Here is a 19,726-nt window from a genome sequence, read left to right as displayed (position 1 = left end):
GCCCCGCCAGGACCCCCGCCGCGGGCAACGGCCAGGGCCCGAAGTTCAGGTAGACCTCCTGGGGCAGGGTCACGTTGAAACCGAAGCGGGTCTGCCAGTAGAAGTGCTTCCACCGGTACTCGTTGAGGAGGTCGGCGGCCGTCCGCCAGCGGGTGGCCTGCCGGGCGGAAGGAGTCAGGAACCGGGCCGGGATGGCGGCCAGGGTCGACCCGCAGCGGAACCCGTGCTCGGCCGCATAGCCCTGGGCCAGGCCCCAGACGTCGACGTGATCGAAGGTGGCGCCCCTGCGGAGGGGCCCCATACCCGGAATAGGATCCTCCCCACCGTGCGTAGCAGCACCATGATGTCCCGAAACAGTCGCCACCCGGCCATATACCGGAGATCCCAAAGAAGCTTCACGGTAGGCGACGTTTGGTACACCCCTTCGACCTGGGCCAGGCCGGTGAGCCCCGGCTTGACGGCCTCGCGGAGCCGGAAGGCCGGTTCGTCCAGGGAGAACCGGGCCGCCAGCTCCGGCCGCTCGGGCCGGGGGCCCACCAGGCTCATCTCTCCGCACAGCACATTGACCAATTGGGGCAATTCGTCGAGATGGGTCGACCGCAACACTCGTCCAATTCGCGTTACCCGGGGATCTTCCTTCTTTGCCCAGGTGGGGCCCGTGTCGCGCTCGGCGTCGACCACCATGGTCCGGAACTTGAGGATGGTGAAGGGGTGGCCGTGGAGGCCGAGCCGCGTCTGGCGGTAGAGGACAGGTCCGCGGTCGTCCAGCCAGATCAGCAGGGGGATCAGGACGAAGGCGGGCGCGAAGACGACGAGGAGGATCAAGCTCCCCACCACGTCCAGGAGGCGCTTGGCCAGGCGGACCAGCGGGGGCGGCTCGAGGGGGCCGATGCGCAGGAGGGGTGCGTCCCCCAGGCGGCTCCACCGGGCGCTGGCGACCAGCACCTCGTAGGGATCGGGGATGAGGTCGACGGCCATCCCATGGCCCAGCGCCCAGATCAGGACGCGACGGCGCACGCCAGGCGGGACCTTCGGGCCGATGAGCACGCGGGGACCCCGGGGGATGCCCCGGCGTGGGACCACAGGGACACGGGGCGGGATGTGATCCTCTTGGTCGGGGAGGTCGGAGGGGTCGAGTTCCTGCCGACCGTGGTGATCGCGATGGGCGCCGGGGTCGCCACCGGCGTGGGGCAGGCGATCAGCATCCGGTTCGCCGTGGGGCGTGGCGAGGGGTCGCCCAGGGGCGTGGTCGGCGTCGCCGTCCGACGGAGGGTTTTCGCGGGGGAGCCCGGTGCCGTGGGTTGGGGTATCGCCCGCCGAACCAGGACCGCTACCGGTAGGCCGGAGGTGGCCCTCGGGCCTGCCCCCCTCCGACGGCTCGCCGCCGGCCCGGCGGGTCACCGCCCGATAGAGGGCGAGCAACCGCCGCTCCATGTGAGGCCAGGCCCAACGTCGTCTGAACAGACGCCGGACGCGGCGGGCGAAGGCGCGTCGCCGGGCCGCACTCCACCGTGCGGCGTCGGCGAGCGCCGCCTCGAGCCCCTCGCTGTCGCCGTAGGCGACGACCCACCCCAGGCGATGGCGCCGGACGCAGCGGTCGACCCCGGTCCCCCGGGCCACCACCACGGGCTTGCCCAGGGCCAGCGCCTCGAACAGCCGGTTCGGGCTGGCGTAGCGGTGATTGGGGATGGCGGGGTCGTAGAGGGCCAGGATGACGTCGGCCCGGCTGTAGATCTGGCGGCACCGGTCGTGGGCGACGCGGCCGTGGAAGGTCACGTTGGGCAACGCGGCGGCAGCCTGGCGGACCAGCGGCTCGTCCGGGCCGAAGCCGGCCAGCTCCAGGTGCCACTCCGGGTGCCGGGCCATGAGGGACAAGACGAGGTCCAGGCCCCGTCCCGGCTGCAGGGTGCCGACGTAAGCCAGACGCAACGCAAGCCGGCCCGCCGCGGGCCGGGTCGCCCGGGTCTCGCCGTTCGCACGGGGCGCGGGGTCGGACGGGGGCGGCGCGTCCTGCGGCAGCGTCGCGTCGCGACATGCCGTTGGGTCCGTGGGCGTCGCCGCGTCCTGGAGCGGCCCCGGCTCCTGCGGCGGCAGGGGATCCCGCGGTCCGTCCCAGTGCGGACTGTCCCAGTCCGGGCTGTTGTGGATCACGGCCAGCCGGCGCGGGCGGGCCCCGCCCAGCTGGGGGCGGCGGTGTTCGTCCGCCAGGATCACGGCATCGGCCAGGGTCAGCAGCCGCCGGTCGAGGGCGGCGACGAACCGCCGCAGAAGCGGCGGCAGGCCCCTCACGGTGTCGGCGTACCAGTCGAAGATGTCGTACACCACGGCGATCCGGGTCGCCGACCTGCGGTCCCGGCGTGCCGCCCCGTCCCTGGCTGCGCGAGGCGCCGGCCCGGTTTGGTTCGCCGCGCTGGCGAGGCGGTGCCGTCTGCGGGTCAAACCGCGGACGATCAGCGCCGGGATCAGGGTGTCGAAGTCGCAGGCGTGGATCACGTCAGTGCCGTGCCGGTGGCGCCAGAGCCAGGCGAGGAGCCGAGCCTGCCAGGCGAGCCACCGCGGCAGGTTGCGCAGGCCGTTGCCGTACGGGCTGCGGGGCGGGCGGGGCCGTGACCGCGACCGGAGCCCGAAGACGGGCAGGTCCGTGGCGAGGAGCACCTTGTGCACCCCCGTCCCCGTTCCCGGGGCCGTTCCCGTAGCCGTCCCCGGGGCCGTTCCCGTGACTGTCCCCGCCGCCAACCCCGCTCCCACCCGAGCGGGTCCCCTTCCCCTCCCCACCCCCGAGCCCGTCCGAGACCCGGGGCCCGGCCCGTTCCCCGCCGCCGATCCCGCTCCCGTCGCCGTCGCCCGCTCGGCCGTTGCCCGTCTGCCCTCCCGATCCCAACCCACCACCGTCACCCGGTAGCCGGCCCGGGCCAGGGTGCGGGCGATGCGTTCCACCCGGGGGTCGGGATCGACCGGGTTGGAGCGGCAGATCACCACCCGGACGCTGGAGGGTTCCGCGCACCCGGGAGCCCCCGCGGGTTCCGCACCCCCGGGGTCCGGCACCGCGCCCCTGGGGTCGGAAGGCGCATCTCCGGGGTCCAATGGCGCCCCCGGCCCGCGGCGGGACGGGGTGGTGCCCCTGTGCCCTGCATGCTCTCGCTGGGGCGGACCCGCGCCGTGCGGCGGGACCCCCCCGGCGGCCGCGGCGTGCACGCCGGCGCCGACCAGCAGGTGCGCCAGGACCCACAGCAGGGTCGCCGCCGGCTCCTTGGTGAACCCGGCCGCGGCCAGCAGCGGCGCCGCGGTGTACACCTCCCGGGCGGTGGGAAGCCCCGCCGGCCGCCGGCTCCACAGCCAACGGTCGGCCAGGGCCGCCAGCAGCCCCGCCACCCCGCCGGCCACGGGCAGCGCCCCGGCCCCGAAGTTGAGGTAGACCTCCTGGGCCAGCGAGACGTTGAAGCCGAAGCGCGTCCCCCAGTAGAACTGCCGCCAGCGGTACGTGTTGAGGAGGTCGACGGCCGTGAGGAGGCAGCGGCGGGACCGGTCGTCCGGGGGGAGCAGCCGGGCGGGAACGGCCGCCAGGGTCCGGCCGCCAAGGAGGCCGTGGCGGGCGGTGAAGCCCTGGACCAGCACCCACACGTCGGGCCCGTCGAAGTCGGGGGTGCGGGCCACGAAGCGAGCCGCCCCGAGGACCCAGGCGCCCAGCGCACCGGGCACCGCCCCGCGCAGGGCCGAGGCCCGCGGCGCCGCGGCCTCCCCCGCAGCCGGGTGCGCCGGCGCCTCCGCCCGGACCGCCCCTTGTGCGGGGCTGCTGCCTGCGGCCCCTGCGGCCGGGGCAGTGGGCCGGGCGGCCCAGGGGGCGGCGCAGCGTGGCATGGCGGCTGCGGCCGGCCCGTCCCGCGGCCCGGGACGGTTCGTCGACCGGGCCGCCCCCGAGGCCGTCCCGGCGGGCGCCCGCGATCTGGGTGCACCGGGGGCTGGATCGTCCGTCAGGGCTGCTGTGGGCAGAGCCCCGGGGTCCGGGGGCAGGCCACCCAGGATGGCCACGAGCCCCTCCGCCACCACCCCCGCCAGGGGCCGGGCGCCGGCCAGGAGGACCATCAGAACGACCAGCAGGGCCCCCAGGCGGCGGACGGTCCAGGGCCGGCGGCGTTCGTCCAGCCAGGCGGCGACCACCACCGCGTTGAGCAGATAGCCCCGCTGGTAGAGGAGGAGAAGGAGCGCGATGGCCCAGAGGGTTCCGACCCCAGGGGTGGCGCGAAGGGTGGCGCGCCCGACCGCAAGGGCGACCCTTCCGAAGGCGGTCCCGCGCCGGGACCCCTCCGCCCGGGGGCACGACGCCTGGCGGCGGCCGGTTCCGCCGTAGCCACCGTGGTCCGCGGCGGGGCCTGCGGTGGGGCCCGCGGCGGGTCGCGCCGCGGAGCTCCAGGTGGGGCCTGCCGCAGGTCCCGCCGCGGAGCCCGCGGTGGGGCCCCGATTCGGCCCGGCCGTCATGGCATAGGCCAGGGGCAGGCTGGCCGCCAGGGGGATGGCCGCCAGCGGGAAGAGGATCTTCCCGTACGGGACGGCGGCCGTCACCGTGGTCCCGCCCCGCCGGCCCGGAAGCCACGCGCCGTCGGAGAGGACGTGCATGGCCACCACCGCCCCCGTCCCCACGAGCAGCGAGAGCAGCCACGCGACCCGCAGATGGGCGGCGGTCCGGGCGACCTGGGCGCCCGTGCGGTTGGGAGGCGCGGGCGACGGCGGGGTGGGGGACGGCCGTGCGGGCGGCGACCCATCGGGCGACGGAGTACCTAGGGACCGGGCCGAACCGACGGGCCGGGCCGGCGGATCCCCCGGGACCGATGGCGGCACCGGTCGCACCAGGAGGTATGCCGCCACCAGCGCCGCCGCGAAACCCAGCTGCAAGGCCAGGCCGCGGTTGTAGGCCGCCCAGGCGGCCGGTTCGACCGGCGCCGGGGGCAAGAAGGAGAGCGGCGCCCCGCCGGGGTGCAGGTCGGCCGGAAACCCGTAGAGGAGGTAGCCGCCGATCAGCACGCTGGCCAGGGGTCGGAGCCCGTAGGCCACGGCGTCCAGGCCCAGGAACACGTGAAAGCCGGTCAGCAGCGGGCGACGGGTCCGCCCGAGGGCGACCGCCACCAGCGCCAGGTGCGCGCCGGCCAGGGCCACGGTGCCTGCCGGACCGGCCCAGATGGGGTCCATCGCGGCCCTCACCCCCGCCCCCTTCACCCCGGTCCCGCCCGCCGCCCCGGCGCGGGAGCGAACCCGCGCGCGACCGGGCTGGTGACGGTGCTTCCCGCCTGCGGCCCCGGGGGCCCAGCCGGGGCCGGTTCGGGGCCGGTTCGTCCCAGGGACATCGTGGATGTCCTGGTTGTTCCTGAGATCGGTGGATCGTGGGGCTGGAATATAGGAGGAACCGGCCGGCGCAGCTCGCCATTGGCGGCGCGGCCCGCGGGAACGACGCCGGGAGCGATCCGCTGCCGCATTGCAGGCGGGGTGGGTGGCAGGGGCGTCGCAAGAGCCGACTTGACGGTGCCCTTTCCGGACGGATCCGCGCGTGAGGGCAGCGGCCCGGTCGGGTGGTCCTCAGGAAATATGTGGTGTATGCTGGAGCGTAGGTGATGCCCGGCCGTCACGGCCAGACGTGTGTCGGGGTCCCGACGATCCCGCCTCGGGGTGGATTCCCTGGCGCGGGCCGCGGGAGTGGCGCCGGAGCGGGCTTTGGCCTGGCTCGAAGGCCGGGCTCGTCCCACCTACAAGCAGGCTCAACGGATTGCCAACCGGCTGCACGTGTCGCTGGGCCAGCTGCTGATTCCGCCTCCGGAGCGCGTGAGCGCCCCCATCCCCGACTTCAGCGTCGCACAATTTCAATCTTCGGCGTATCCTGCGTGCCCTGGTATCATGCGATGCTGGGCTTCTCCTGACGCTGGCGAAGCATGGACTGTCGCAGGTCGTCGGCCACCACGGACCGGTATACCGCCAGGGTCGCACGGACCATGCGATGGACGGTGAAGCGAGCCCGGTGGCGCCGGGATCCGGCGACGCCCATCCGACGCCGCAACACGGGATCGGTGAGCAGGCGGGCCAGGGCACCGGCCAAGGCGGCCGGGTCGTCCGGAGGAACCAGCAAGCCCGTGACCCCGTGGCGCACGGCCTCGGGCACCCCGCCGACCGCCGTCGCCACCACGGGCACACCCGCCGCCATGGCCTCCAGGACCGCCAGCGGCAGCCCCTCCCGGTGCGAGCAGAGCACCGCCACCGTGGCCCCCACGACGGCGGCCGCGCCGTCACCCCGAACGCCGAGGAAGCGGACCCGATGACCGATGCCCAGTTGCCGGGCCAGGTCCATCGCGGGGCCCAGGCCGGGTCCATCGCCCACCAGCTCGACGACCCACGGGGTCGCCGCCAGGGAGGATGCCCACGGCTCGGCACCACGTGAGGGTGCCGAAGGGCAGCAGGGCCCGTGCCCGGCGGCCGGCACCCGCCCGGCGCCCCGTTCCGCTCGCGATCGTCCCTCCAGCAAGGCCACCGCCCGCAGCAAGGTGGTGTGGTCCTTGGGCGCTTCGAAGCGCGCCACCATGACCACCCGCAAGGGCGGCCCGCACGGCCCTTCGGCACCAGCGGGCGGCTCCCCGCAGGGCGGCCCTTGGGCGCCAGCGGACGGCCCTCCGTAGAGCAGCCCTCCGGCGCCAGCGGGCAGCTGCCCGCAGGACGGATCGCCGGAGCCGGACGAGCCGGCAATCAGCGGGAAGCGGGCCGCACGTCCCCGACGGGGTCCCGGATGGAGCCGCGGACGGGGACCCGGTCCCGGAACGCCGTTGGGGATCACCACCGCCTGCCGGGGGTCGAACAGGCGCCGCCGGAGGCCCTCCTCGCGGTCGTGGCGGGACACCGTGATCACCGCGGCCGCCAGGCGGCCCAGGATGCGCTCACCCTCCAGGGCCAGGCGGACGGACAGGCGCCGCAGGATGCCGCCTTGCCCCGCTGTCGCGTCCCAGGGCCAGCCGTGCACCGTCACGATGCACGGGATGCCCAGGGTGGCGGCGGCGAGCCGAGCGAGCCAGGTGGCCTTGGTCGAGTGGGCGGCCACCAGGGCCGGCCGGTGGTGGCGCAAAAGGCTGCGGATCGCGAGGAGCGCACGCAGGTCGTCCAGCGGACGGACGGGACGGACTAGGTGCGGGACGGGATGGGACGGGATGCCCGCCCGGTGCAGGGCCCCGGTGAAGGGACCGGGCGGTCCGGTGATCACGCGGACGGGGATGCCCCGGCGGCGCAGGCCCTGGGCCAGGTGCAAGACGTGCACCTGCGCCCCGCCGACGCGATCGGCCCGGGTCACCACCATCACGACCCCGCGGCGCCTCAGCCGCGCGTCGGCGGCCGTCCCCGCACCGGGGACGGGAATCCAGCGTTCTCCCGCCAGCGGGCATCCGGTCGCGACGGCCGGGGCGGCGGCCGCCGTACGGGTGGGGACTCGGCCCCGCAGGCACCCCACGGCCGCGTCCCTCCCGACCCGCCCTGGCAAACGCGAGGGCGGGCCTGCTCGAAGGCCCGCCCTCGCGTGCCGGACGGGTTCCCGGAGGACGGAGCGCCTGCCCCTCGCCCTGCCGCGCCGTTCCCGGGGGACCTGCCCTCCCCCGGGCCGCTCCACCGCGCTTGCCGGGGTACCCATGCCCCCGGAACCCGCCGGTCACCGATGTGAATTCGACACCGAGGGCCAGCCTTCCTTCTCCTGGTATCGCGTTTTTATGGAGGATTTTTTAGGAGGGCCTGCCGTCATCGCGCGGCCGCGCCCTGGGGGTGCGCGTCGTGGGCGCGCAGGGCGACGGCCGCCGCCTCCGCCCGGGTGATGGAGCGGTGCGGGTAGAAATATCGCACCCCGCGCACCCGCACGCCCTGCATGATCCCGGCCCGTGCCACGGCCCCCACCGTGCCGGCGAAGCGGCCGGCGACGTCGACGAAGGGGTTGGGGGCCTCCCCCAGGCCCAGGGCTCGGGCGACGACGATCGCCGCTTCCTGGCGGGTGATGGGTCGCTGGGGACGGAAGGTGCCGTCCGGGTAGCCCTGGATCCACCCCGCCACCGCCGCCTTGAGCACGTGGGGCCCGAGGTTGCCGTCGCGTTCGTCCACGTCGGGGAAGTCCGGGGCCGGGGTGCCGTCGGGCGGCCGGTCGGGCAGCGGCCGGCGCGTCGCCCGCTCCACCGCGCCCACGATCAGCTTGGCGAACTGGTGCCGGGTGACCGGTTCGTCCGGGGCGAAGCGCGTGGCGGAGTAGCCCTGGGCCAGACCCAGCCGCGCCGCCCGCAGGATCTCGTCGTACAGCGCCATGCCGGCGGTGACGTCCCGGAAGGGCGGCGGGGCCACCGCCTCCGCCCACACGGCGTTGCCGGCGGAGACCATGGCGCCCGTGCCCACCCAGCCCTCCAGACCGGGCAAGGGCTGGGCCGTCGACAGCACCTGCTGCGCCAGCTGCTCGGGCGTGAGCCAGGGGTAGCGGCTGGCCGCCAGGGCCGCGGCGGCCGTGACGAAGGGGGTGGCCATGGAGGTGCCGTGCATCCAGCCGTAGGTCCCGCGGCCGAGGCCCGGCTGGCGGGGGATGGGGTCGGGCTCCTGGCCGGTGCCAGCCCGTTCGACCCGGGTGGGAAGGGTGCTCAGGACCGACCAGCCCGGCGCCGCCACGTCCACCGCCTCCAGCCCATAGTTCGAGAAGACGGGTAGCAGGCCGCGGTTCTCGGCGGCGGCGACGGCCAGCAGGTTCGGCGCCTCGCAGGACGCCGGGTAGAAGGGGGCGACGTCCAGGTCCTGGGCCTCGTTGCCGGCTGCGGCGACAAACAGCATGGGCGATTGGGCGATGACGCGGCACAGGGCCGGGTCGACCGGGCCCGGCGCCCCCCAGGACATGTTGACGATCCGGGCCCCCATGCGCCGGGCGTAGCGGATGGCCTCGATCACCGTGGCCGTGTCGGTCTCGCCCCGCCCGTCGAAGACCTTGAGCACCATGATCTTGACGCCGGGGGCGACGCCGGCCACGCCCTCGCCGTTGTCCGCCCGCGCGGCGATGATGCCGGCGATGTGGGTGCCGTGTTCCTCCCCGTCGGCGGGGTCGAAGAGGGTGGCGTCGCGGTGGACGAAGTCGAAGCCGTGGACGTCATCGACGTAGCCGTTGCCGTCGTCGTCCCGGCCGGGGCGGCCGGCGGCCTCGGCGGCGTTGGTCCAGAAGGCGCCCTCCAGGTCCGGGTGATCCAGCTGTACCCCGCTGTCGATCACCGCGACCGTGACCGTCGGGGCTCCGCGGGTCAGGATCCACGCGTCCAGGACGCCGACGTCGGCGCCCGGGGTCCCGGGCTGACCGAACACCGCCTGGCCCTCGTTGGCGAGCCCCCACTGCAGGGGGAAGCCCGGATCGGAGGGACGCAACCCGGCCGCCGGGGTCGCGGCGGCGGCCGGTGGGACGCGCCCTGGGCCGACGGCGGCGAGCGCGGTCAGGCTCAGCAGGGTGCCCACGGTCATCGTCCAGCGCAGAACCCGGGTCCGGATCCGTCGCCAGCGCAGAAGGTGCCGCGGCATGCGCCGCGGTCCGCAGCGACGCCCGCCGGTCGGCTCCATGGCACGGCCCTCCTCTCCCCTCTGCCGCGGCCGGCCCGCTTCCCATCGGCGCCGCCAGTACCGCGACATCCTCGTCGCCGGGCCGGACGCAGCGGACACGCAGGGTGTCTCCACCTGTATTCGCCACGGCGCGTCGAACCCTTCACCCGGTCGAACCCCCGCCCCTGGCGGCGACCCAGGAGATCCAAGGGCCGGCGTGCGGATCGGCGCGCAGCCGCCCCGTTACAAGGGGGGACGTCGCGCTCCTTAGGGGGGACCGTCGCGCTCCCGCTCAGCTCTCGCGTTCGGGTGCGGTAGAGAGGCCGTCTCGCTCCCGGTCGGCCGTGGCGCCCGGGTACGGGAGGCAGCCGTCGCGTTCCCGGTTCGCGACCGTCTCCCCGCCTCGCGGCCCGGCGGCGGCGTCGGTTCCCGGTCGCCGGGCGGGCTCCGGGTCGGCAACGGGTCCCGCTGGCGGCGCGGACTCCCGGCCAGCGGCGGGTGCCGGTGGCGCGGCGGGCTCCCGGCCGACGGCGGGTTCCGGGGGCGGGGTGCCCCCCTGGGCGGCAGCGGAGCCCTCGGGGGAGGCCGGCCCCCGGCTCGCGGCGGGTCCCTGGGGCGGAGCGACCTCCCGGCCGGCAGCGGACCCCTGGGGCGGGGCCGGCTCCCGGCCGGCGGCGGGTCCCAAGGCGGCGCGGAGGGAGCTCAACGGCCGGACCGCCCGGGCGGCGAGATCCTGGATCAGGGCCCACTCCTCCACCCGCAGGGCCCGCAGGACGGCGGCGTAGGCCGCGGCACCCACCAGCGCCAGGACCAGCACCTCGGTCAGGAGGGGCACGAAGCCCACGGGATCGCCGGCCCGGGCGGCCCGCGCCAGCTCGCCGAAGGCGTAGCGCCGGACCAGCTCCACCACCGCCGCCATCGCCGCCGTGGCCACCAGGGCCTGGACGGCGCCCTGGCCCACCGCCCGGTAGCTCACCTGCCCGGCCCGGCGCCGGATGCGCACCATGAGCATCGCCGCACCCCACCACATGGCGGCCGACGCCGCCAGGGCGATGCCGCCGTGGGCGAGGAAGCGCACCAGCACCAGGTTGAGGGCGATGTTGAGCGCCATCGCCACCGCCGCCGTCGAGGCCGGGGTCCACGTGTCGCCCATGCTGTAGAGGGCCCGCGCCAGGAGCTCGCGCCAGGCGTAGCCCACCAGGCCCAGCATGTAGAACAGCAAGGCGAAGGCGGTGAGCCGGGTGTCCTGGAAGTCGAAGGCGCCGCGCTCGAAGACCAGGCGCGTCACCTCGATGCGCAGCAGGATCAGACCGGCGGCGATGGGCGTCAGGGCGAAGGTCAGCACGCGCAGGCTCCGGTTCAGGGCGGCGCCGAAGCCCCGCCGCTCACCGCGGGCGATGCGGGTCGCCAGCTCGGGGTAGATCACGTTGATGATCGGGAAGGTCACCAGGCCCAACGGCAGGCCCTGCAGCCGCTGGGCGAAGGTCAGGGCTGCGGCACTGCCCGCGGGGAGCCCCGAGGCCAGGGCCTTGTCGACGATCTGGCTGAGCTGGACCGACCCCGTTCCCACCAGCACCGGCCCCGTGCGGCGGAGCACCAGCCGCAGGTCGGGATGGCGCCAGTCCAGGATGGGGCGATACGGCAACCCCAGGGCGCCGAGCCCGCGCCACTGCACCACCACCTGGGAGGCCATGGCGGCCAGGGACGCCCAGGCCACCGCCTCGATGCCGAACCGCCGGCCGAGGAAGTAGGTGCCCGCGATCAGGATCAGGTTCATCGGGATGCCGACCATGGCCGGTGCCGTGAAGCTGCGGGCGCTGTTGTGGACCGCCTGCAGCCAGCCGTTCATCCCCATGAACAGGATGCCGGGCAACAGGATCAGCGCCAGCCGCCGCGCCAGCTCCAGGGTCTCGCCGGTGAACCCCGGCGCGAAGAGGCGCAACACCACGTCGACCCCGGCCATCAGCACGGCCAGGAAGCCGAGCAGCAGCACCAGCAGGGCGTGGAAGAGGGTCCAGGCCACGCGCTGGAGGTCTTCGTGCCGCCCCCGGGCGCGATAGTGGGCCAACAGCGGCAGGACCACCGTGGTGATGGCCGATCCGAAGGCGGCGAAGACCACGAAGGGGATGGAGAAGGTGATGGTGTAGGCGTCGGTCACCTGGCTGGCCCCGAAGACCGCCGCCAGCACCATCTCCCGGAAGAACCCGAGGACACGGCTGATGACGCCGATGATGAAGATGATGACGACCGACCTGGCCAGCCGAGACCGGGACAAGCCTTCGCCCCCCAACACCTCCTTTATAGCAGCTGCGCGGCCGCTACGGTTCCAGCCCCGCGGCGGCGTCCCGGACCCTCCCCATCATCGTCACGAAGGCCTCCGCCAGGTGGGGGTCGAACTGGCGCCCGGCGTTGCGTTCGATCTCCGCCAGGGCCATGTCGACGGTGATCACCTGGCGATGGTAGGGCCGCCCTCCCACCATCGCGTCGAAGGCATCGGCCACGGCCAGGATGCGGGCGGCGGGCGGGATCGCCGGACCCGCCAGGCCATCGGGGTAGCCGCCCCCATCCCAGCGCTCGTGGTGGGAGCGCACCCACGCGGCCACCATCGGGAGCCCGGCCACCCGCTGCGTGAGCTGCTCGCTGACCAGCGGATGGCGCCGGATCAGTTCCCACTCGTCCGGGTCGAGCCGGCCGGGTTTGTGCAGGATGCGGCGATCCACCGCCAGCTTGCCGGTGTCGTGCAGGATGCCCGCGAGGGCGAGAAGGCGCAGGGACTCGCCCTGCCACCCCACGCACCGGGCCAGGCGGCAGGCCAGGGCGGCCACCCGGCGGCTGTGCCGGTAGGTCGCCTCGTCATACCGGAGGAGGACGTGCAGGAGTTGGCGGACGGCGGCGACGCCCGGCCGACGCAGTGAGGTCACCAGGCGGGCGACGGACTCCCCTGCGAGGGAGGCCGGTTCGTCCACGCCCTGGGGCGAAGCCGCGGGGTACGGCGCGACCGCCTCCCGCACCTGCGCGGCATCGGCCCCCGAGCCCGCGGTCCGCCGACCGCCCGGTGCCGCCGCGCCGTCCACAGGCTCGACGGCGCGCCCTGCCGGCGGGCGGTCGCCCTCTCCCCGTGCAGCGGACGGGTGGCCATCAGGCAACGCCGGGCCGGATGTCCGGGCAGCGGGGCTGGCGGGCGGTGACGGGCGCCGGGCCGAAGCGGGCCCTGCGGGCGGCGTCCCGCACCCCCCGGCGCCTTGCCGTCCGCCGTCGCGCCGGAAGGCGTCCCCGGTCGCTGCCGGACGCCGCGAACCTCGGGCCTGACCGGAACCGCCGCCTGCACGTGCCACCTCATCCCCTCCCTTTGCCGTCGTCGGCGTGGGACGGGGCGCGATCCGGATCCGCACCACCGCCCGGTGCCGTTGGCCCCGTCTGCCGGTAAGAGACCCATCATTTGTCACACTTTGTCATCCAAGTTAAGGGGAGTCGCTGGCAACATCAACGGCTGGGCCTTGGGACCGGAGCCCCATTTTCCTGGGCCGAGGGCGGTCAGCGGTCCCACCCCGGCATGGCGTGCCGTCGCGGCGACGGCGGCCGGGCGCTTGTCCCAGGCCGTCCCCACCACGGGGTCCCGCCCCCGGGGTGGGCGCCGCCCTTGGGGTCCCTCGCCGCCGATCCGCGCGGTGGGGTCCAGGCTCTGGCGCAACAGGACGATCTCCACCCGCCGGTTGCGGGCGCGGTTGGCGGCGCTGGTATTGGGGTAACGGGGTCGCCACTCGCCGTACCCTGCGGCCGCCAGGCGGCGCGGGTCGATCCCGCCCTGCTCGGCGAGGAACCGCACCACCGTGGTGGCGCGGGCGGTGGAGAGCTCCCAGTTGGTCGGGAACCGGCCGCTGCGGATGGGCAGGTCGTCGGTGTGCCCTTCGACCAGGATGGTCCCCGGCACCGCGGCCAGGATGGGGGCCAGCCGACGCAGCAGGTCGCGGCCCTCGGGTCGCAGCTCCGCACGCCCCAGGTCGAAGAAGACCTGGTCGTCGAAGATGATGGCGACGCCGCGGTCGGTCAACCGCGCCGAGGCCCGGCCGCCCAGTCCCGCCTCCCGCAGGGCGGCGTTCACCCGCTCCACCAGCCCCTCCAGCCGACGCCGCTCCTCGGCCGTCATCGGCGGCAGGGCGGTGCCGGCCGCCGGCACGCCCCGGGATCCCAGCCCCTGGTCGTCCGTGACCGGCGGGGACGAACCGGCGTCGCCGGGCGGCGCCTCGGCCGCGCTGGGTTCCACCGGGGGAAAGGGCTGGCCGGTGTCCCGGTTGAGCCCGTCCAGGACCTTCCGCGCATCGGGTGAATGGCCCTCGGTGTCGATCAGGGCCTCGCCGGCGGTGGCGAAGGCCGCCCGCAGCGACGCCGCCAGGGCCTGGTACCGTGCCGCGTTGACCTCGGAGATCGCGTACATGACGACGAAGAAGGCGAGGAGCAGGGTGATGAGGTCGGCGTAGGTGAGGAGCCAGCGCATGCTGCCCGTCCCCTCGTGGCCGCCGCCCCCACCGTGGCCGCCCGCCTCGGCCGCGTCCGTCCGCCCGCGGCGGCGGCCGGTTCGTCCCCGCAGCGCGGCGGTGCCGCCGAGGTCCTCGGCCGCCTCCCGCTCGAAGCCCAGGGAGGTGGCGCCCGGCGGTCCGGTTGCGTCGCGACCGGATCCCCAGCCACGGCGTGGAGCCATCAGTCACCCACCCCGGCGATCCGGGTCCCCGTCTCCGCGCGGGCGCCGGCCGCGCCGCCGGCTGCCGCGCCACCCAACCCTGCGCCGGCCCCCGCGGGACCGGTTCCCTGGCCGCCCGACCCCGTGGCCAGGAACGCCTCCAGCTTCTCGCGGACGATCATGGGGTTGTCGCCCCGCTGGATGGAGAGGATGCCCTCGACCACCATGCGCCGCACCTCCGTCTCCGCCTGGACGTTGGCCTTGATCTTGTTGGCCAGGGGCAACCAGAGGAGGTTGGCGCTGGCGATGCCGTAGAACGTGGCCATGAAGGCGACGGCGATGGCGGGGCCGAGCTTGGAGGTGTCCTCCAGGTTGCCGAGGACGTGGATCAGGCCCAGCACGGTGCCGATGATCCCCATGGTCGGGGCGTAGCCACCCGCCGTCTCCAGCACCCCCGCCGCCACCAGGTGGTGCCGCTGCTCCGCCTGGATGGCGTTCTCCATCACCTCCTCCACCATCTCGGGATCGGCGCCGTCGATCACGAACTGCAGTCCCTTGGCGAAGAAGGGGTCGTCCAGGTTCTTGCGCTCTTCCTCCAGGGAGAGGAGCCCCTCCCGGCGGGCTTGCTGGGCCAGGGTGACCATCTTCTCGATCAGCGACCGCGGTTCGAGGCGCGGGGACCGCAGGGCATAGGCGATGGCGGCCGGCACGAGGCGCACGTTCTGCAGGCCGGCGCTGGCCAAGGTCGCGCCCAGGGTGCCCCCGAAGACCAGCAGGCTCGCCGAGGGGTTCAGCAGCTGGCTCAGGTGACCGCCTTCCATCACGTTGGCGATCAAGACGGCCGCCACGGCGAGGACGAATCCGGCGACGCTTCCGAGATCCACGGGCCACCCCCCCGTTCGTCCCGAATCAATCCCGGTTATCGGTCAGGTCGGCGGGGAGTTGACCGCCCCGAGCCGGTGGCCGACGATAGCGGACAGGATGCGCCCGGTTCGTATCCCGGGGGAGGGCGGGCCGTGTCGGAACGGGCTCCAAGCCGGCGCCGGCCGGTGGGCGGCCGGCGGGAACGTCCCGGCGCGGTGGCGCAGGGCGTCGCCGCCGCCACCCTGATCATCGCCGTGCTCACGGCCGCCAGCCGCGTCCTCGGCTTCCTCCGCGAGACCGTGTACGCCTCGGTCTTCGGCGCAAGCCCCGAGCTGGATGCGTTCCTGGTGGCCCAGGGCGTGCCCAACCTGATCCTGGGCATGGTCTCGACGGCCATCGCCACCGCCGCGACGCCCGTGCTGGCGGGCTACGTGGCCGCAGGCCGCCGGGGCGAAGCCGCCCGCAGCTTCAGCGCGCTGGCCAACGCGGTGCTCGTGGTGGTGGTGCCGGCCCTGGCCCTCCTCGGCGTCCTGGCCGAGCCCGTGGTGCGGTGGATGGCGCCGGGTTTCGGCCCGGAGCAGGTGCGGCTCGCCGCGGGGCTGACCCGCCTCCTGCTGGTGGCGTCGCTCTTCGTCACGGTGATGAACCTCCTGACGGGCCTGCTGCACGCCCACCGGCGCTTCACCGGCCCCGCCGCCACGGGCATCCCGTTCAACCTGGCGATGATCGCGGCGGCCGCGTTCTTCGGGACGACCTACGGCCCCTGGGCGCTGGCCGCGGGGTTCACCGTGGGATCCCTGCTGCGGATCCTGATCCAGCTGCCCGAGGCCCGCTGGGTGGGGTTCCGCCACCGCTGGCTCCTGGATTGGGACGATCCCGGCCTCCGCACCATCGCCGGCCTGCTGCCGCCCCTCTTCCTCGGCGCCGCCGTCAGCGAGGTCAACGTCTTCGTCGACCGGATGGTGGGGTCCACACTGGGCGAGGGGATCATCTCCGCCCTGAACTACGCCTTTCGCGTGGTCACCCTGCCCCACGGCCTGGTGGCCATGGCGCTGGTGCAGGCGGTGTACCCCTCCCTGGGGGCGGTGGCGGAGGCGGGCGATGGGGCGGCGTTCCGGCGGTTGCTGCAGCGCGGGATGGGGGCGTTGGCCGTGGGGCTGGCACCCATGACCGTGGCCCTGGTCGTGCTGCGGGATCCCATCGTGGCCTTCGTCTATGGGCGGGGCCGCTTCGATGCGCAGGACGCCGCGCTGACCGCCCTCGCGCTGGCCGCCTATGGGCTGGGGCTCGTGCCCATGGCCCTGCGCGACCTGGCCAATCGGGCGCTGTATGCCGCCCGGGACAGCCGCACGCCGGCCCGGGTGGCCGTCGTGGCCATGGGGGTCAACGTCGCAGGGGACCTGGTGCTCGGACCGTGGCTCGGGATCACGGGCCTCGCCCTCGCCACCACGCTCTCCTTCACCACCGGCCTGGTGCTCCTGGTGGCCCACCTGGACCGGCGCTACGGGGCCGTCGACGTGGGTGGGCTCCTGGCGTCGACGGGACGGGTGGCGATGGCCGCCGCGGCGTCCGGCGTGGCGATGCACGGCGCGTACCGGGCGCTGCTGGCCCACTGGCAGATCCACCCGTCGGCGCTGGCGGACGGGGCGGCGGGCGCCGCGGTGGAGCTGGCGCTGGTGGCCGGGCCCGGTGCCGTCGGCTGCGTCGCCTACCTGCTGGCTCTGGTGGTGCTGCGGTCCCCGGAGGTGACCGACCTGGTGGAGGCAGGGCGGCGCCTGCTGGACCGGGCGTGTGGGGCCGCGGCGACGGCCCGACCGGGGATGCGGCGCACGGGCAGCCCGTAGGGGGATATCTTCATGCAAAATCAATTCGGACCCGGATGCCGTGTCGCTGGGAGGGGCTGAGCTTCACCGGCTCCCCTCCCTCTCAGCCCGCCGTCGCTCGTCCCAGAACGACTCCAGGAACACCCGAAAGTCCTCCGCCTGGCGGTCCACATCGAGGATGAACTCCAGTTCTGCATATTCGTCGCGGCTCAGGAGGCGAATGCCGCGGACGGCGTCCTGGGCGAGGAGCGGGTTGGCGTCGTTGAGCACCACCACATCCACCGGACGGTGGACGGCCTGCTCCAGGCGCAGCTGAAGGGCGGACAGGCGTTGGAAATCGGGACGGACCCGCATCCAGACGGCGACATCGATGTCCGAGTCGGGGCGGTCCCGGCCCTGGACTACCGACCCGAAGAGCCAGGCCGAGCGCACCTCGTCTTCGTGGATCAGCACAGCACGCAGGCGCCGGACGAGATCCGCGAGACGCTCGGGCATCGCCATGCGCGCTCCCCGCCCTTTCAGCTCCCTCAGCCGCCGCGCCGGTCCATGGGCTGGCCGCCACCGGGACCGCGCCGCTCACTTGCAGCATGCCGCCGTGGATGCCCCCTGCAGCTCGGCCCGACCGCCGCAGCGGCGAAGGAGGCTCCCTTGCAGCATACCACCTTGGAGGGCCCGGCGGCGCCCTCCCCTTTGGGATCCCCTTACACCACGGCGGGTTCGAGCAAGGCGAGCCGCGGCCGCTCGGGGGCCGCCTCCAGACGCGCCCGGATCCCGAGGGGGAGGCAGAACATCGGGTCGGTATGACCGAAGTCGAAGTCCACCGCCACCGGAAACTCGTAGCCGCGCACCGCCCGCAGGACCACCGCGTCGAGGGGGTCGTCGTCGGAGAAGCCGACGCGTGGGTGGAACCGGCCCAGCACCAGCCCGGAAATGCGGCCGAAGACTCCCATGTGTCGGAGCTGCGTCAGCATGCGGTCCACCGTGGCGGGCGTCTCGGCCTCGTCCTCCTCCAGGCAGAGGATGACGCCGTCGACCCGCGGCCACCACGGCGTCCCCGCGAGGAGTAGCAGGGTGCCCGCGTTGCCGGCCAGGATCGGACCCTCGGCACGGCCCGGGCGCAAGGTCCGGGGTCCTGGATTGGGGATGAAGCGGCGAGGGCGATCGTCTTCCACGTCCCAACGCAGGTGCTCGGCCGTCCACTCGGGAGAGGGGCGGAGTTCGCCCGGCGCCTCGGCCCGCATGGTGACGCGCTGGAAGTGCTCCCAGGTGTAGGGGTGCACCCCGCCATACTCGCCGAACTGGGGCAGCAGCGCCGGGCCGAGAACGGTCACCAGCCCCGTTCGGGCATGAAGGGCCACGTGGATCGCCGTGATGTCGCTGTAGCCGACGAAGAGCTTCGGGTGGCGGGCGATGTACTCGTAGTCCACGTCTTCCAGCAGGTGGTGCGAGTTGTATCCGCCGATGGTGTTGAGGATGGCCCGGACCTCCGGATCGCGCCAGAGGACGTGGAGGTCGGCCAGCCGCTGCTCGGGCGTGCCCGCCGTGTGGCCGTGCCGGGCCGCGACGTGGGCACCGGGACGGACGCGGAACCCGCGCCGCTCGAGCTCCTGCAGCCCCCGCCGGTAGCGACGGGGACACTCGGCCACCACCGGCGCCGACAGGGACACGACGCCCACGGTATCGCCCATGCGAAGCCGCGGGGGCTTGAGAAGCAACGGATCCCGCTCCCCTCTCATGCCGGCTGGACGGCCCCTATCCCTCCCGCTTGAGAGGCGCCGGGCTCGCCTGCCGGGCCGCCGCCTGGTCCACCGCGGCCGGCCACCGCCCCGCCTGGAGGTCGCCGACCAGCCGGATCAGGTAGTCGCGGAACGCCGGCGCCAGCTCCGGCCGCATCAGGGCGAACTCCACCGTCGCCTGCAGAAAGCCCAGCTTCTCCCCCACGTCGTACCGCCGGGCCCGCACCGGGCAGGCGTAGACGGCTCGCCGGCGGGCGAGGAGGCGCAGCGCGTCGGTCAGCTGGATCTCATCGTTCTTGCCACGCCCCACCCGCTCCAGCAGGTCGAAGACCTCCGGCTCGATGATGTACCGGCCGACGATGGCCAGGTTGGACGGCGCCTCGTCGGGTTCCGGCTTCTCCACCATGTCCCGCACGCGGAAGAGCCGGTCGCCCACGGGCTCGCCGTCCACCACGCCGTAGCGCCGCACCTGCTCCCGCGGCACCTCGCGGACCGCCACCACGCTGGAACCCGTCTCGTGGAACCGGTCGATGAGCTCGGCCAGGGCCGGTTCGTCCCCCACGAAGATCTCGTCGCCCAGGAGGACGGCGAAGGGCTCGTCGCCCACGTGGCGCCGGGCCTGCAGGACCGCGTGCCCGAGGCCAAGGGGTTCCTTCTGGCGGACGAAGTGGATGTCGGCCAGGTCGGCGATGTACCGCACCCACTCCAGCATCTCGTCCTTGTTGCCCCGTTCGAGGTGCCACTCCAGTTCGATGGCGCGGTCGAAGTGGTCTTCGATGGCGCGCTTGCCGCGCCCGGTGACGATCAGGATGTCGTCGATGCCCGCGGCGACGGCCTCTTCGACGACGTACTGGATGATCGGCTTGTCGACCACGGGCAGCATCTCCTTGGGCTGCGCCTTGGTCGCCGGCAGAAAGCGCGTGCCGAGGCCCGCGGCCGGGATCACGGCCTTCCGGACGGTGCGTCGCAAGGGACCAACCCTCCTCGATGGGCCACCCGCCGTTCCCTACCGAATCCCACAGGCTGGGTTTCCCATTCGGGAAGTCCCCTTCGCGGCGAGG

11 protein-coding genes are annotated in these 19,726 nt (G+C 74.4%); 1 reads left to right on the top strand and 10 read right to left on the bottom strand.

The window, feature by feature from the left end:
• Window positions 1–174: 174 nt before the first annotated feature.
• The 7 genes from Q5761_RS03320 to Q5761_RS03290 form a co-directional block, all read right to left on the bottom strand.
• Entirely contained in the window at window positions 175–5,184 is a 5,010-nt protein-coding gene (locus Q5761_RS03320; protein WP_318751202.1) for a sugar transferase, read from the bottom strand.
• 697 nt (window positions 5,185–5,881) lie between these two features.
• Window positions 5,882–7,324 carry a glycosyltransferase gene (locus Q5761_RS03315; protein WP_318751591.1) on the bottom strand — a complete coding sequence of 481 codons (1,443 nt, stop codon included), beginning with the start codon at window positions 7,322–7,324 and terminating at the stop codon, window positions 5,882–5,884.
• 431 nt (window positions 7,325–7,755) lie between these two features.
• A complete protein-coding gene (locus Q5761_RS03310; RefSeq protein WP_318751201.1) occupies window positions 7,756–9,585 on the bottom strand; it encodes a S8 family serine peptidase in 1,830 nt (609 codons plus the stop codon).
• Between the two features lie 271 nt (window positions 9,586–9,856).
• On the bottom strand, window positions 9,857–11,839 hold the full coding sequence (gene murJ, locus Q5761_RS03305; RefSeq protein WP_318751200.1) for a murein biosynthesis integral membrane protein MurJ: 1,983 nt from the start codon (window positions 11,837–11,839) through the stop codon (window positions 9,857–9,859).
• A gap of 43 nt (window positions 11,840–11,882) precedes the next feature.
• Window positions 11,883–12,575, bottom strand: coding sequence for an HD-GYP domain-containing protein (locus Q5761_RS03300; RefSeq protein WP_318751199.1), 693 nt, complete (start codon window positions 12,573–12,575; stop codon window positions 11,883–11,885).
• Between the two features lie 431 nt (window positions 12,576–13,006).
• Window positions 13,007–14,263, bottom strand: a complete 1,257-nt coding sequence (locus Q5761_RS03295; RefSeq protein WP_318751198.1) for a flagellar motor protein MotB — start codon at window positions 14,261–14,263, stop codon at window positions 13,007–13,009.
• The gene (locus Q5761_RS03290; protein ID WP_318751197.1) at window positions 14,263–15,126 is read right to left on the bottom strand and encodes a flagellar motor protein; all 864 of its coding nucleotides are present in this window, start codon (window positions 15,124–15,126) and stop codon (window positions 14,263–14,265) included. Before Q5761_RS03290 ends, Q5761_RS03295 begins: the two co-directional genes overlap by 1 nt.
• Window positions 15,127–15,258: 132 nt before the next feature.
• On the opposite strand from Q5761_RS03290, the gene murJ (Q5761_RS03285) reads away from it, so the two are divergent.
• Window positions 15,259–16,950: a murein biosynthesis integral membrane protein MurJ gene (murJ, locus tag Q5761_RS03285; protein ID WP_318751196.1), complete on the top strand. Its 1,692-nt coding sequence runs from the start codon at window positions 15,259–15,261 to the stop codon at window positions 16,948–16,950.
• Between the two features lie 63 nt (window positions 16,951–17,013).
• On the opposite strand, the gene mntA is transcribed toward murJ (Q5761_RS03285), so the two are convergent.
• The 3 genes from mntA to galU all read right to left on the bottom strand — a co-directional run bounded on the left by mntA (window position 17,014) and on the right by galU (window position 19,635).
• Complete coding sequence (mntA, locus tag Q5761_RS03280) at window positions 17,014–17,424, bottom strand: type VII toxin-antitoxin system MntA family adenylyltransferase antitoxin (RefSeq protein ID WP_318751195.1); 411 nt, start codon at window positions 17,422–17,424, stop codon at window positions 17,014–17,016.
• A 206-nt stretch (window positions 17,425–17,630) separates the two neighbouring features.
• The gene (locus Q5761_RS03275; protein WP_318751194.1) at window positions 17,631–18,644 is read right to left on the bottom strand and encodes an LD-carboxypeptidase; all 1,014 of its coding nucleotides are present in this window, start codon (window positions 18,642–18,644) and stop codon (window positions 17,631–17,633) included.
• Window positions 18,645–18,681: 37 nt separating this feature from the next.
• On the bottom strand, window positions 18,682–19,635 hold the full coding sequence (gene galU, locus Q5761_RS03270; RefSeq protein ID WP_318751193.1) for a UTP--glucose-1-phosphate uridylyltransferase GalU: 954 nt from the start codon (window positions 19,633–19,635) through the stop codon (window positions 18,682–18,684).
• Window positions 19,636–19,726 lie beyond the last annotated feature (91 nt).

It is taken from the genome of Thermaerobacter composti (assembly GCF_033582035.1).
In the GTDB taxonomy this organism is placed as follows: Bacteria; Bacillota; Sulfobacillia; order Thermaerobacterales; family Thermaerobacteraceae; genus Thermaerobacter; species Thermaerobacter composti.
Note: the sequence above shows the minus strand (reverse complement) of the source record. Positions and strands in the feature narration are given on the sequence as shown.

Bases quoted from the DNA above. Each gene is read 5' to 3' on its own strand.
- Q5761_RS03310 (WP_318751201.1), bottom strand. From the start codon at position 9,585: ATGGAGCCGACCGGCGGGCGTCGCTGCGGACCGCGGCGCATGCCGCGG.
- Q5761_RS03315 (WP_318751591.1), bottom strand. From the start codon at position 7,324: ATGGTGGTGACCCGGGCCGATCGCGTCGGCGGGGCGCAGGTGCACGTC.
- mntA (WP_318751195.1), bottom strand. From the start codon at position 17,424: ATGCCCGAGCGTCTCGCGGATCTCGTCCGGCGCCTGCGTGCTGTGCTG.
- Q5761_RS03320 (WP_318751202.1), bottom strand. From the start codon at position 5,184: ATGGACCCCATCTGGGCCGGTCCGGCAGGCACCGTGGCCCTGGCCGGC.
- Q5761_RS03295 (WP_318751198.1), bottom strand. From the start codon at position 14,263: ATGGCTCCACGCCGTGGCTGGGGATCCGGTCGCGACGCAACCGGACCG.